Genomic DNA, 12,700 nt, shown 5'->3' on the forward strand with positions numbered 1-12,700 from the left:
GCAAGCCCTCATTGTCCTACAATGCAAGGGTGCCCACCGTAACCCTTACAGCGTCCGGCAAGCGCTTCGACGCCGCCGCCGGCGAGACCGTGCTCGAAGCCGCCCAGCGCGCGGGCATCGCCCTCCCGTATTCATGTCGCGGCGGCGTGTGCGGCAGTTGCAAGGCCACGCTCGTGGCAGGCGAGTGCGACTATCCGCGCAATCCCCCCGTGGCCCTCGCCGGGGTTCCGCCCTCGCGCCATGCCATCCTCCTGTGCCAGGCGGTGCCGCGTGGCGACATCGCCATCCAGGCGCGGGAGATCGCCTCGGTGGAAGACATTCCACATCGCCGGGTGGAGACGGAAGTGGTGGAGCGGCGCGCACTCGCGCCGGACGTGGTGGGCGTCTGGTTACGTCCGCTCGACGGCAGCCGTGTGAACTGGCTGCCGGGCCAATACCTCGACGTGGTGCTGGAAGACGGCAAACACCGGCCGTTCTCGATCGCCGGCGGCCCCCGCCCGGACGGCCTCATCGAGTTGCACGTGCGGCATGTGCCGGGCGGCGGCTTCACTACCTGGGTGTACGACTCACTGCGCGTGGGCGATCACCTCACGATCGAGGTGCCGCTCGGCACGTTCGTGCCCCGCGAGGACTCCGAACGGCCGATGCTCTTCATGGCCGGCGGCACGGGCTTCGCGCCGGTGAAGGCCATCGTGGAACATTTCCTCGCCCTGGGCACGCGGCGGCCGATGCATGTGTACTGGGGTGCGCGTAACAAGGCGGATCTGTATCTGCTCGACCTCGCCACGCGGTGGTCCGAAGACGTGCCCAATGTGCATTTCACGCCGGTGCTGTCGGACCCCGAGGCGGCGCGTGCGGCCGGCATGCGCGAGGGACTCGTCCACGAGGCGCTGCTGCAGGACCACCCGGACCTCTCGGGCTTCGACTTCTACATGAGCGGCCCACCGGCGATGATCGCCGCAGGCCGCCAGTACCTCATCGACGCGAAACTGCCGGAAGACCGGCTGTATTTCGATTCGTTCGACGTGGCGCCCGACGTGCTCACCGAGATCCTGCGGGGTCGCGCAGGCATCCACGGCCTGTAGGGCGAAAAAACTTCTACTGTGGGAGCCGGCTATGCCGGCGATCCCGCGGCAGCGGGCAGGTTTGCCGCAAGCTTCCATCGCCGCTGAAGCGGCTCCCACACAGAGCCAGCTTCCTGAGGGAAGCGGCTATGCCTGCGACGGAAAGCTTTACTTCTTGCCTTTCGCCACCGGCAGCTGAGCGGTCTGCCAGGCATAGGTGCCGCCGTCGAGCACGAAGACGCGCGTGAAGCCTGCCTTTATCAGGCGGTTGGCGGCCTTACCCACGCCGCGGCCGTCCTTGTCGACGAGCACCACGGGCAGCTCGCGGGCCTTCGAGAGGTCCTTCTGCGTCTCCGGATCGAACTGGCTCATGGCCACGTTCTTGGCGCCCGGAATGTGGGCCTTCTCGAAATCCGCGCTCGCGGAGAGATCGACGATCAGCGGCGTGTCGCGGTTGATCAGCTGGGTGAGTCCCGCCGGCGTCAGCGACTTCCACTTGCGGAACAGACGGCTCACCTCGCCCGCGACCAGCGCGATGAGGATCACCACGAACGCTGCCACCAGCAGGGCATGGTTCGTCACGAAAGCCGGCAGCTTCTGCATTACGTCGTTCATCGGGTCTTTCCGCGTCCCGGGATGGGATCAAACGACCGATTATATCCCAAGGCCCGCGGAGGCTCAGTGCGGCGAGAAGTCGGGCAGCCCGGTCATCAGGGTCCACTTGTTCTTTTCGCGGTCGTAATGCCAGCGCTGCCGGTCGATGACGGTGCGCTCGGCCTGGGTGTTGATGTTCACCACGTTGATCTGCACCACCTGGACCACGTCGTCGTCGCCGTCCGGCCGAGGACCGGAGCCCTCGTCGTAACCCGTGACGCGCAATTGCTGCAGCCGTCCCTGCTCGATGGAGCTCACCGGATGCTCGGCGGCGTAGTCCTTGTCCACGAAGCTCTGCGCGCCGGGGAAATCGCCCCAGCGGATGGCCGCGGCATAGTTCATCAGGGTCTTGTTCAGTGCCTGGTTGCGCTTGTCGGTGGCGCAGCTTGCGAGGGCCATGAGGGCGATTGCTAGAGCGGGCAGGGCGAGCGGGCGCATGGTGGCTTCCATCGTGGCGTCGGCGGGCATTATGCCCGGCGCTTGGCGACGAAGCGCGCGTCGAGGCTGGCCGCCGGCTTGCCCCCCGTGCCGGGAACGACGCAGGTGAAGTCGGCACGCGCGCGGCCGCGGGTCTCCAGCGTGGCGAAGAATGGCTCCCACGAGGCGCCGGGCGCGAGCGTGGCCTCCGCCCGCAGGTCGTCCCAGACGGTGTCGAGGTAGCGGATGGTGGAGTCGGCCACGAACACGTCGCAGTCCAGGCCGCGCTGCCGCAGCCGTGCTTCCACTAGCGCCCAGCAGGCCACGGTCATGAGGCTCGCGAGGCTGCCACCGAAGGCGCAACCCTTGTCGTTGATGTTCGGCGCCAGGGGCGCCGTCATCACCAGCCGCTCGCCGTCGAACTCCGCGATACGCAGGTCCATGGCACGGGCGAGGGGAATGCCGTCGCGGATGAAATGTTCGAGGTCTTGGAGAGGGGAGGGAGGCGTGGTCATAAGCGGCGAAGTCTAAGTCGCGAAGTGAACCGTTCGCACGCGTATGTGAAGACCCAACCTTCGGCATTGGCGACATCGCCCTAACGTTCCTAAGCTGAACCTCAAGTCGCAGGATGCCAGACAGGACTCTGAACGTAGTGAGTCGCTCCCTCCCCCTTCGTAACGTCGCGGTCGTCATCACCCGTCCCGCAGGTACCGCCGGCCCGCTGGCGCGGCGCGTTCGTAAGCTCGGAGGCATACCCATCAGCGTGCCGGGCCTGTCCCTGCGCGCGACCGAGGACGCCTCCGCCGTCGATGAGGCGTTGCGCCGTGCGCTGGGCGGCGACGTGCTGGTGTTCACCAGCCCCGCCGCCGTGCGCTTCGCCTCCGACGTGCTGCCCCTGGCCACCCAGGCCACGGTCATCGCGGTGGGGCGGGGCACTGCGCGTGCCCTGAAGACCGCCAACGTTCCCGATGCCCGTTTTCCGGAGAAGTCGCAGGACAGCGAGGGCGTTCTGGCCATGCCCGAACTGGCCGACCTGGCTGGCCGTCGCGTGGCGCTGGTCGGCGCGCCGGGCGGGCGGGGCCTGCTGCGCGAGCAACTCGTCCGGCGCGGCGCCGTGCTCGACGAGATCCACGTATATCACCGCGTGGCGCCGCGTATCGATCGGCGTCATATCGACCCCCTGCTAAAGCTGGGTCGGCGCTCCGCCGTGCTCCTGTCCAGTGCCGAGGCCCTCGACCACCTGCGCCGGGCGCTGATCGCACCCGCCTGGCGCAAACTCGTTCAGGCGGTCGCCGTGGTGAGCAGCGACCGAATGAGGGACATCGCCATCGAGGCCGGTTTCGAACGCGTGGCCGTGGCTCGCTCCGCGCTGCCCGGCGACCTTCTGAAGGCCGCCACCGAGGTCTCGTTCACGGGCCGCTGAGGCTCCGGCGCGTCGTCGTGCCGCGCGTGCACCGTGCGTTGCCGTATGGCCTGCTAGCATGGCGGCCATGACGACCGAGACTCCCCCGACCGATACCGCGCCGGCTACGCCGGCCCCGGCCGCCGCGCCCTCGCCCGCCACGTCGCGTCCGCCCGTCGCGGCCGCGCCCAGACGCGGTGGCGGGGCGCTCGCCCTTGCCATCCTCCTGTCCCTCGCGGCCCTGGGCGCCGCGGGCTACACCGCGTGGACAGTCTGGGAAATGCGGGCCAACCTCAGCGAGGCCAATGGCCTGCGCGGACAGGTCGACACCTTGCAGGCCGGCGTGGACGGCATGCGCGAGGAAAACGCCAACCTGCGCCGCAGGCTCAACGACGCGGATGCGGTCAACCGCTCGGCGCGCGAAGAGGTGCTCGGTGTGTCGGAACGCACCCGTAACCTCGAAGACGCCGTCGCCAACCTTTCCGAGCGCAGCCTGAGCGGCCACGACGCCATGTTGCTCGACGAAGCGGAGTCGCTGCTGCGCATGGCGAAGGAACGCTTCGCGCTGTTCGGCGACGCCGCCGGGGCCCTGTCCGCCTACGACCTTGCCGACAAGACGCTTGCCGCCGTGAACGACAGCGCGTTCGCCGCGGTGCGCCAGGACGTGACGGCCGAGCGCGAGGCACTGGCCGCCGTTGCGCCCGCCGCGCGCGGCAACGATCTCGCCACGCTGGCCGACCTGCGTGCCCAACTGCCGACCCTGCCGCTGAAGCGCGACGACAGCACGTCCGAGGACGGCACGCCGCCGGGCTTCTGGCAGCGCGCCGGCAGCGCGTTGGGCAGCATCGTGCGGGTCAGCCGCGACGACGGCTCGCCGGTGGCCCTGGCCGACGAACGCATCGCCCGCGAACTGGCCGCGCTCGACGTGGCGCACGCGGAAGCGGCGCTGCTCGCGTACGACGACACCGGCCGCACCGCGGCGCTGAAGCGCGCGGACGCCGCCCTCGCCGCGTATTTCGATACCACCGCGCCGGCCGTGAAAACGGCCCGCTCGCGCATCGCCGCACTCATGGGCAGCCCGGCCCGCGGCAGCGAGCCGAAGCTGGGTGCGGCGCTGGCGGAACTGCGCAACCTGCGCTCCGTGCATGCGCTGCAGGGTTCGGCAGATGGGGCGCATCCCGCACCCGCGGCCTCGGCACCTGCCCCTGCGCATGCAGGCAGCAGCGGCGCGCCGGCCGGGAGTACGCCATGAAGCCGTGGCGCTGGATCGTCGCTCTCATCTTCGTCGCGGTCGTTGCCGCGTTCGCATGGCACTGGGTCGCGGAGGATCCGGGCTACGTGCTCATCCGCCTGCGCGGCACCAGCGTGCAGATGACCGTGGTGACGGCACTGGCGCTGCTCCTGCTGGCGTGGGCCGCCATCGCCCTGATCGTCGCCGTCATCCGCTGGCCGTTCGGTGCCATGACGCGCAGGCATCGCCGGCTCAGCCGTCGCCGTCTGGCGGACGGCATGGTCTCGCTGGTCGAAGGCCGGCACGGCGAAGCCGAGCGCGATCTCAACCGCGCCGCGCGTTATCCCTCCGTGCGCGGCCCCGCGTTGCTGGCGGCCGCGGAAGCCGCGGAACGTCATGGCGAATCCGCGCGCGCGCTGGAAACGCTCGACCAGGCGGCGCAGGAAACACCGCGGGCCGCGCGCGTGCTGCGAGCCCGTTTCCTGCGTACGAGCGGCAAGCCCGCCGAGGCCGCCGCATTGCTGGCACCCGAGGCCGGTGCAGGCACGCTTACCCCGGCGGGATGGCTCGAATACGCGGAAAGCTCCCTCGCCGCAGGCGAAGCGCGCAACGCGTTGCGTGCCCTCGATCCCCTGCAGAAGAGTGGTGAACTTGGCGCGCGACGCTATGCCGAGCTCGAGGCACGCGTGGTCGCCGCTTACGTTCTGAGTGCCGGCGACGGCGCGACGCTCGCCACGCTGTGGTCGCAGCTGCCGAAAGCGCAGCGGCGCCTGCCCGCCGCCGTGGATGCCTATGCCCGCCAGGCGGCGCGGTACGGGCAGACCATGGCGGCCATGGACGAGATCGAAACCGCGTTGCGGCGAGAGTGGTCGCCTGCTCTCGTCGCCACCTACGGCGGCATGGGCGCCGAAGACATCGAGCAGCGCCTGCGTCGCGCCGAGGCCTGGGTGGACACGCACCCGAACGATGCCGCGCTTCTTACCGCCGTGGGCAGGATGTGCGTGCGCGTGCGCCTGTGGGGCAAGGCCAGGCCGTATCTCGAACGTGCCCTGGCCATCGAACCCAGTGCCTCCGCATGGGAAGCGCTGGGTGATGTATACGCCGGCGAAGGGCATCCCGAACTTGCCCAGCGCTGTTACCGCAACGCGCTGGCGCTCGCGCGGGGCGAAGCGGCCGAGCCGCTGCCCGAGGAACTGCGCGCCCGGCGCATCGACACGCGCGTCACCGCGGTGGAAGAGCGCGACCAGCACGGCGTGCCGCGGCTGTCGCCCTAGTGTAAACAGGCCCTTAGTTGCTTCCACGCTTGGGCGGGTGCCAGTGCCCTTCGCTTGCGCAGTTGGCGCCGCGCGCCTTCAGCGCGGCGATTTCCTCGTCGTCGAGGCCGGCGAATGCATCGGGCCTATCCATCCGCAGGTAGAGCGCGGCGCATTGCTCCGCAGTGTCGTGCGGCGTCCAGGCCGTCGTCGGTGCGATGCGTTCGGCGTTCAGAAGATAGTGCGCGCTGTTGCCCAGCAGGAAGAGGAAGAAGCCGGCCACCGGCCACATGGTGAGACGTTCGCGCCAGCGTCTTCGCACGGGCGCAGGGCGCTGCGGCCAATAGAGCGACGCCGGTGGCGCCATGCGCCTGTAAGTGTCCTGCATCGACGCGGGCTGCGCGTCGAATGCCGTCTGCCACGCCTGCAGCGTATCGGCTGACACGTGCAGGCTCACCCACGCCGGGAACCGTTCGTTCAGCCGCTGCATCTCCGGCCAGCGCCGCAAGAGCGAAGGGTCGAGGGACGATTCCGCCTGTGTGAACATCTCGATCCACGCGCGGCGACGATCTTCCGGTAACGCGAGCCATTCCTCGCGCTGCGCGAGCACGAGTTCGATCCATCGGCCGCGTTGTCCGAGGGAGGCGAGGTGGCCCACCTCGCGCCAGTGGAACTGCTCTTCCGCGGCGGCGAATACGGCCGCGCGGTGGCCGATGCGTTGCAGGCCGAGCAGGTCGATGAGGTATTCCTCGAAGCGGCCTGGCGCGTCGATGTACTGGGTGCGCAGGTAGACCAGCGCTTCCTCAAGCAGTTGCGGAACCGCTTCGATCCGGCGGGCGCCCACGTCGGCAGCGAAACGCCAGGCGAGCGTGACCGTCGGATCGACAAGGGGCTGCGCTTCCGGCTGCTCCGGCGTAGCGCCGTCGTCCGCCGATCCCTCCTCCACCGAGGCGGGCACTTCCGCCGGAGCCGTTTCCTCGGCGGCACCGGCTTGCTCGCACCAGGCGCGCGCTGCCTCGTAGGCTTCACGCAGGCGGGCGAAGCCGGCAGGATCCGCCGCCTGGTCGATGCCACGCAATGCGGCCGCATAAGCGCGGCGCACCGCAACGAGGTCCGCATGCGCGGGAAGGCCGAGGGCTTCGAGGTGCCAGTGCATGGTCAGTCCACCTCGTCCGGCGCGAACCGGCTGTCGCGCTCGATCGCATCCAGCGCTTCGCGGAACGCGCCGGCCTCGCGGGCGATGACGCGTGCGTCCTGTGTGGCCAGCGCCTGTTCGAAGCGCAGGATGAACTGGCCCACCTGATCGCGCATGGCGCCGAGCAACTGTTCGTAGAGCCGCTCCGCGCGTGCGAGGAGCGTGCGGTTCTCGAGCGTGTCGCGCGGATGGATCTTCAGCGCCGACAAGGCCGCGAGCCGCTGTGCGATCTCTTCGGCGGAAAGGTGGTTGCCGCCGCTTTCGATCACGAGCCGTTCTTTCACCCCGGTGGCGACGACCGTCACTTCCACTTCGAGCAACCCGTTCACGTCGTAGGTGAAACGCACATCCGCACCGTCCGCGTGACCGGGGCCGGGTACGATCGGGACGACCACCTCGCCTAGGGGGATGTTGTCGCGCACCAGGCGCGATTCCCCCTGGTAGACGCCGATTCGGATCTGCGTCTGCTGCGGCGAGACAGGCGAGAATCGCTGCACCCTGCTCACCGGCACCACCGTGTTGCGCTCGATGATCGGCGCGTAGAAGCCGCCCGTCTGCGCGCCGCCTTCGAGGACGCGGACCACATCAGTGCCGAGCGTGTACGGGCACACGTCCGTCATCACCATCTCGTCGAGCGCCTTGTCCTTCATCTTCAGGCCCGCCTGCACGGCGGCACCGAGCGCCACGACCTCGTCGGGGTGGTGGCCCACGGCGGGGAAGCGGCCGAACATTCGCGTCGCCAGCGCACGGATCATCGGCATGCGCGTGGCGCCGCCGGCCAGTACCACGTTGTCCAGATCGGCTGCGCGGATGCGTGCGTCGCGTAACGCGCGCTCGATGGGGCGCCACAGGCGGTTGAGCAGCGGCTGCGCGAGTTTCTCGAACGCCTGCGGATCGATCGTCACGCTCGCCGCGGCATCCTGGTAGCGCACGTCGAACCGTGCCGGGCCACCGTTGCCGAGTTCGCGCTTGGCGGCTTCGGCCTTCGCGGCAAGGCGCTGCATGAACAGGGCGTCGTTGCGCGCCGCGGCGGGAATGCCCTGGGCGAAAGCGAGCTCGGCAATGAGGTCGGTGAAGTCTTCGCCGCCAAGCATGTTGTCGCCGGCGCTCGCCCGCACCTCCATCACGCCCTCGAACATTTCCAGGATGGATACGTCGAAGGTGCCGCCGCCGAGGTCGAACACGAGGAACTGCTTTTCGCCTTTCGCATCGTGCAGGCCATAGGCCAGCGCGGCGGCGGTCGGTTCGTTCAGCAGTCGCTCGACCTTCAGGCCCGCCAGTTCGCCGGCGACGCGGGTCGCCTTGCGTTGTGCGTCCGAGAAATATGCGGGGACGGTCACGATGGCCTCCGTGACCGGGCGTCCGAGGAACGCCTCGGCGTCCGCCTTCAGCGAGCGCAGCACGAGGGCGGAAAGCTCCTCCGGCCGATAGTCGCGGCCGCCCAGCTTCACCGTGCGTGCGCTGCCCATGTGGCGCTTGAACAAGGCCGCAGTGTCGCCGGGGTGCGTCTGCAACCGTTCGCGCGCGGCCTGGCCCACGAGCACGCTGCCGTCGGCGTCGATGCTGACGCACGAAGGCGTGATCGTGCTGCCCAGCGCATTGGGAATGAGCCTGGGCCCGCCGTCGAGCCATGCGGCCACGAGGCTGTTGGTGGTACCCAGATCGATGCCGACGATCATGTTTCCCCTTCGTCCTTATCCGCCCCCGGAACCCTCACAATGACCTGGGCACTGTAGGAGCCGCTACAGCGGCGAGGGAATCTTGCCACGGTGTCGCGGGGTTTCCTCGCCGCTATAGCGGCTCCTACAACCGCGGATCAGAGCGCGGTCAGATTCGCGTAAGCGTAAACCAGCCACTTGCTTCCGGCATCCTCGAAATTCACCTGCACCCGCATGTGCGCACCGGCGCCCTCCGCGCTCACGATGGTGCCCTCGCCGAACTTCGGGTGCGTGACGCGCTGCCCGAGGCGGATCGGCGAGGATTCCTGGAACGACGGCGCCGCGGCGAAGCGGTCGGCGTAGGCGGGACGCGATACCTGCACGCGGGGACGCAGCTCGTCGATCAGTTCCGGCGGAATCTCGCCGAGGAACCGGGACGGCCGCGCGAGCATCTCCGTACCGTGCATGCGACGCGATTCCGCGTGGGTGAGGTAGAGCCGTTCGCGTGCCCGCGTGATGCCGACATACGCGAGGCGGCGCTCTTCTTCCAGCCGGTTCTCTTCCTCGGTGGAGCGCTGGCTCGGGAACAGCCCTTCTTCCATGCCGACGAGGAAGACCACCGGGAATTCCAGGCCCTTGGCCGAATGCAGCGTCATGAGCTGCACGCAGTCGTCCCAGGCCTCGCCTTGTCCTTCGCCGGCTTCCAGCGCGGCGTGCGACAGGAAGGCGGAAAGCTCGTTCAGGCCCGCATCGATGTCCTCGGGCGTCATCTCGAAACGGCTGGCCACGTTCACCAGCTCGTCGAGATTTTCCACCCGTGCCTCGCCGTTGCCGCGCTTGTCGTTCTCGTAGAAGTCGCGCAGCCCGGTGTGGACGATGGCGTGTTCGATCTGTTCGGCAAGGTCCAGCGCCGAGGCGCTTTCGCCGTCGTCACCTTCGCCATGGCCCGCGAACGTGCGCGCAAGGTTGTCGATGAGGCCGATGAAGGCTTTCACCGCGTTCTTCGCCCGACCGGCCATCGAGCCGATCGACACTTCGGTGAGCGACGCTTCCCACATGGAGCTGCCGTCGGCGCGCGCGCGGCGGCGCAGCTCGTCGAGCGTGCGGTCGCCGATGCCGCGCGGCGGCGTGTTCACGGCGCGCTCGAAGGCGGCATCGTCGTGGCGGTTGGCGGCAAGCCGCAGATAGGCGAGGGCGTCCTTGATTTCCGCGCGCTCGAAGAAGCGCAGGCCGCCGTACACACGGTAGGGCAGGTCGCGCTGGATCAGCTGTTCCTCGAAGTTGCGGGATTGGGCGTTCGAACGGTAAAGGATGGCGCAGTCGCGTGCATTGCCGTGTTCGGCGATGTACTCGCGAATGCGCTCGATGACGAAGCGCGCTTCGTCCTGCTCGTTGTACGCCGCATAGAGGGCGATACGCTCGCCTTCGCCGCCATCCGTCCACAGCTGTTTGCCCAGGCGGCCGCCGTTGCGGGCGATCACCGCGTTCGCCGCGTTGAGGATCGTAGAGGTGGAGCGGTAGTTCTGTTCGAGGCGGATCGTCTTCGCGCCGGGGAAGTCGCGCAGGAACTGCTGCACGTTCTCCACCTTCGCGCCACGCCAGCCATAGATGGCCTGGTCGTCGTCGCCGACCACGAAGGCCTGGCCCGTATCGCCCGCCAGTACGCGGATCCAGGCGTACTGCAAGGTGTTCGTGTCCTGGAACTCGTCGATCAGCAGGTAGCGCCACCGCTCCTGGTAGTGCTTCAGTACCTGCGGGTCCTTGAGCCAGAGCTCGTGCGCGCGCAGCAGCAGTTCGGCGAAATCCACCAGGCCGGCGCGCTGGCACTGCTGCTCGTAGGCCTTGTAGATCTCGATGAACGTGCGGGTGACGGGGTGGTCCCGGTGCTCGATGCCGTCCGGCCGCTTGCCTTCGTCCTTCCAGTTGTTGATCTGCCAGGCGGCCTGCCGCGGCGGGAAGCGGGCTTCGTCGAGCCCCATGCCGGCGACGACCCGTTTGATGAGACGCTGCTGGTCGTCGGAATCGAGGATCTGGAAACCCTCCACCAGCCCTGCCTCGCGCCAGTGCCGGCGCAGAAGCCGGTGGGCGATGCCGTGGAAGGTGCCGACCGTGAGCCCCTGGGTGCCGCCGGGAATCAGGCCGTCCAGCCGGGAGCGCATTTCGCCCGCCGCCTTGTTGGTGAAGGTGACGGCGAGGATCGCCCACGGTGGCACGCGCTCCACCTGCGTGAGCCAGCCGATGCGGTTGGTCAGCACGCGGGTCTTGCCGGAGCCGGCACCGGCGAGGATCAGGTAATGCCCGGGTGGGGCACTGACCGCTTCGCGCTGGGCGTCGTTGAGGGAATCGAGCAGGTGGGAGACATCCATCTGCCTATTGTAGCGGCGTGAGTCGGCCGCTTCGCGGCCTGTGAAGAGTGAACCGTGAACAGTGAACCGTGGGTCGTGAGCCGCTGGGGCCGTTGTCTCCGGCCCCGCGGCGGCAGCTCACGGTTCACTCTTTACGGTTTCACTGCTTCCGCGCTATTCCCGCCACCGCCACGATGCCACCGATCACGATGCCGGCGATGCCCACCCACTGGGGAATGGCCTTGTCGTGGGTGGCCTCGATCTTGGCCGGCCCGATGGACGCGACGGTATCGGTTTTCTGGTAGCTGCCGTTGCCGAGCGTGACCCACAGGCCAAGCCCGATAAGAATGACGCCTACGACGATGAGACCTGCACGCATATGGACTTCCTCCCGGTTCGATGTGGCGCCGAGGATGGGATCACGGATGTGCAGGATTCGTGTGCGGTGCACCGATTGCCGCACCGCGCCTTGGCTGGCCCCGGGTGCGCGCTAGAATTGGCCGACGCCGTGGGGGTGCAGCCAGCCCATGAAGATGCCCAGCGCCACCATGGCGATGAGCAGCAGGGACAGGCCGATGCGGCGGGTGAGGGCCCAAACCGTGCGCTTGCTCTGACCCTTGTCGGTCATCATGAAGAACAGTGCCTGGCCGAGGTTGAACAACACCACCAGCAGCAGGATCACCAGCGCGTACTTATAGATGGTTTCCACGTGACCGTTCCGCCCCATTGTGACAATCCGAGTATAGCGGCGGCCACGCGGGGTCTTGCATGACCTTCATGCGCCATCCGACGTGGTTCGCTGTCGCACTCACCATCGCCGGCATCGCGCTGTTCGTGCGGCTGGGCGTGTGGCAGTTGGATCGAGCCAGCGAAAAGGACGAACTGCTGCGGCGCTTCGCCGCAGGGGCGGCCGCCGGCGTGGAGGATTTCGGCAAGGTGGCCGACACGCCGCCGTTGGACCGCTATCCTCGTCTCGACGTGCGCGGCCGCTTCGTGTCCGGCCACTACTACCTGCTCGACGACCAGACCCACGCAGGCCAGGTGGGAGTGCACGTCTACGTGCCTTTTTCGCCGGCCGGTGCCAGCCCGTACCTGCTCGTGGACCTCGGTTTCCTTCCCAAGGAACGCGGCGCGAATCCCCGACTGCCGCCCTTGCCGGCGGGCGAAACCCGTGTGCGCGGACTCTATGTGCCATCACCGGGGGTGGGCATGCGCATGGGCGGCGACAGCCTCCCGGGCCAGCATGGCGCCGAAAAGACCATGGTCTACGTAGACCTCAGGGAGATAGGCGCCGACCTGGGCCACACCCTGTATCCTCGCGTGCTGTTGCTGGACGCCGATCCCGCGAGCATCTACACGCGCGACTGGACCCCGGCGGTCATGCCGCCGGCCCGGCACCGTGCCTATGCCTTCCAGTGGTTCACCTTCGCCCTGGCGGCGGTGGTGATCTTCGTCCTCCTGCATCGCAAGCGACGCTAGCT

13 protein-coding genes are annotated in these 12,700 nt (G+C 68.5%); 5 read left to right on the top strand and 8 right to left on the bottom strand.

What is annotated here, in order from left to right; translation table 11 throughout:
• Positions 1-29 precede the first annotated feature (29 nt).
• Positions 30-1,085: a 2Fe-2S iron-sulfur cluster-binding protein gene (locus tag FHS47_RS17395; RefSeq protein ID WP_208382112.1), complete on the top strand. Its 1,056-nt coding sequence runs from the start codon at positions 30-32 to the stop codon at positions 1,083-1,085.
• Between the two features lie 147 nt (positions 1,086-1,232).
• Here FHS47_RS17395 and FHS47_RS17400 read toward each other — a convergent pair whose 3' ends face one another.
• The 3 genes from FHS47_RS17400 to FHS47_RS17410 all read right to left on the bottom strand — a co-directional run bounded on the left by FHS47_RS17400 (position 1,233) and on the right by FHS47_RS17410 (position 2,650).
• Positions 1,233-1,679: a rhodanese-like domain-containing protein gene (locus tag FHS47_RS17400; RefSeq protein WP_167031140.1), complete on the bottom strand. Its 447-nt coding sequence runs from the start codon at positions 1,677-1,679 to the stop codon at positions 1,233-1,235.
• Positions 1,680-1,742: 63 nt separating this feature from the next.
• Positions 1,743-2,156 carry a hypothetical protein gene (locus FHS47_RS17405; RefSeq protein WP_167031143.1) on the bottom strand — a complete coding sequence of 138 codons (414 nt, stop codon included), beginning with the start codon at positions 2,154-2,156 and terminating at the stop codon, positions 1,743-1,745.
• 29 nt (positions 2,157-2,185) lie between these two features.
• Positions 2,186-2,650, bottom strand: coding sequence for a YiiD C-terminal domain-containing protein (locus tag FHS47_RS17410; RefSeq protein WP_167031146.1), 465 nt, complete (start codon positions 2,648-2,650; stop codon positions 2,186-2,188).
• Positions 2,651-2,787: 137 nt separating this feature from the next.
• On the opposite strand from FHS47_RS17410, the gene FHS47_RS17415 reads away from it, so the two are divergent.
• From FHS47_RS17415 to FHS47_RS17425, 3 genes are all read left to right on the top strand, one after another.
• Positions 2,788-3,558 (top strand): uroporphyrinogen-III synthase, encoded by a 771-nt coding sequence (locus tag FHS47_RS17415; RefSeq protein WP_208382113.1) that lies wholly within the window; start codon positions 2,788-2,790, stop codon positions 3,556-3,558.
• 67 nt (positions 3,559-3,625) lie between these two features.
• A complete protein-coding gene (locus FHS47_RS17420; RefSeq protein ID WP_167031153.1) occupies positions 3,626-4,789 on the top strand; it encodes a uroporphyrinogen-III C-methyltransferase in 1,164 nt (387 codons plus the stop codon).
• Positions 4,786-6,042 carry a heme biosynthesis HemY N-terminal domain-containing protein gene (locus tag FHS47_RS17425; protein ID WP_167031156.1) on the top strand — a complete coding sequence of 419 codons (1,257 nt, stop codon included), beginning with the start codon at positions 4,786-4,788 and terminating at the stop codon, positions 6,040-6,042. Before FHS47_RS17420 ends, FHS47_RS17425 begins: the two co-directional genes overlap by 4 nt.
• A gap of 13 nt (positions 6,043-6,055) precedes the next feature.
• On the opposite strand, the gene FHS47_RS17430 is transcribed toward FHS47_RS17425, so the two are convergent.
• From FHS47_RS17430 to FHS47_RS17450, 5 genes are all read right to left on the bottom strand, one after another.
• Entirely contained in the window at positions 6,056-7,177 is a 1,122-nt protein-coding gene (locus FHS47_RS17430) for a hypothetical protein (RefSeq protein WP_167031159.1), read from the bottom strand.
• A gap of 2 nt (positions 7,178-7,179) precedes the next feature.
• Positions 7,180-8,895, bottom strand: a complete 1,716-nt coding sequence (locus tag FHS47_RS17435; RefSeq protein ID WP_167031162.1) for a molecular chaperone HscC — start codon at positions 8,893-8,895, stop codon at positions 7,180-7,182.
• Between the two features lie 137 nt (positions 8,896-9,032).
• Complete coding sequence (uvrD, locus tag FHS47_RS17440) at positions 9,033-11,240, bottom strand: DNA helicase II (RefSeq protein WP_167031167.1); 2,208 nt, start codon at positions 11,238-11,240, stop codon at positions 9,033-9,035.
• A gap of 139 nt (positions 11,241-11,379) precedes the next feature.
• Entirely contained in the window at positions 11,380-11,598 is a 219-nt protein-coding gene (locus FHS47_RS17445; protein ID WP_167031170.1) for a hypothetical protein, read from the bottom strand.
• A gap of 111 nt (positions 11,599-11,709) precedes the next feature.
• Positions 11,710-11,946, bottom strand: coding sequence for a twin transmembrane helix small protein (locus FHS47_RS17450; RefSeq protein WP_072322441.1), 237 nt, complete (start codon positions 11,944-11,946; stop codon positions 11,710-11,712).
• Between the two features lie 41 nt (positions 11,947-11,987).
• Here FHS47_RS17450 and FHS47_RS17455 point away from each other — a divergent pair, with 41 nt between their 5' ends.
• Positions 11,988-12,698: an SURF1 family protein gene (locus FHS47_RS17455; RefSeq protein WP_167031173.1), complete on the top strand. Its 711-nt coding sequence runs from the start codon at positions 11,988-11,990 to the stop codon at positions 12,696-12,698.
• Positions 12,699-12,700 lie beyond the last annotated feature (2 nt).

Origin of the sequence: Luteibacter sp. SG786, from assembly GCF_011759605.1 — a bacterium.
In the GTDB taxonomy this organism is placed as follows: domain Bacteria; phylum Pseudomonadota; class Gammaproteobacteria; order Xanthomonadales; family Rhodanobacteraceae; genus Luteibacter.

Bases quoted from the DNA above. Each gene is read 5' to 3' on its own strand.
- FHS47_RS17400 (WP_167031140.1), bottom strand. From the start codon at position 1,679: ATGAACGACGTAATGCAGAAGCTGCCGGCTTTCGTGACGAACCATGCC.
- FHS47_RS17405 (WP_167031143.1), bottom strand. From the start codon at position 2,156: ATGCGCCCGCTCGCCCTGCCCGCTCTAGCAATCGCCCTCATGGCCCTC.
- FHS47_RS17410 (WP_167031146.1), bottom strand. From the start codon at position 2,650: ATGACCACGCCTCCCTCCCCTCTCCAAGACCTCGAACATTTCATCCGC.
- FHS47_RS17420 (WP_167031153.1), top strand. From the start codon at position 3,626: ATGACGACCGAGACTCCCCCGACCGATACCGCGCCGGCTACGCCGGCC.
- FHS47_RS17425 (WP_167031156.1), top strand. From the start codon at position 4,786: ATGAAGCCGTGGCGCTGGATCGTCGCTCTCATCTTCGTCGCGGTCGTT.
- FHS47_RS17430 (WP_167031159.1), bottom strand. From the start codon at position 7,177: ATGCACTGGCACCTCGAAGCCCTCGGCCTTCCCGCGCATGCGGACCTC.
- FHS47_RS17435 (WP_167031162.1), bottom strand. From the start codon at position 8,895: ATGATCGTCGGCATCGATCTGGGTACCACCAACAGCCTCGTGGCCGCA.
- uvrD (WP_167031167.1), bottom strand. From the start codon at position 11,240: ATGGATGTCTCCCACCTGCTCGATTCCCTCAACGACGCCCAGCGCGAA.
- FHS47_RS17445 (WP_167031170.1), bottom strand. From the start codon at position 11,598: ATGCGTGCAGGTCTCATCGTCGTAGGCGTCATTCTTATCGGGCTTGGC.
- FHS47_RS17450 (WP_072322441.1), bottom strand. From the start codon at position 11,946: ATGGGGCGGAACGGTCACGTGGAAACCATCTATAAGTACGCGCTGGTG.
- FHS47_RS17455 (WP_167031173.1), top strand. From the start codon at position 11,988: ATGACCTTCATGCGCCATCCGACGTGGTTCGCTGTCGCACTCACCATC.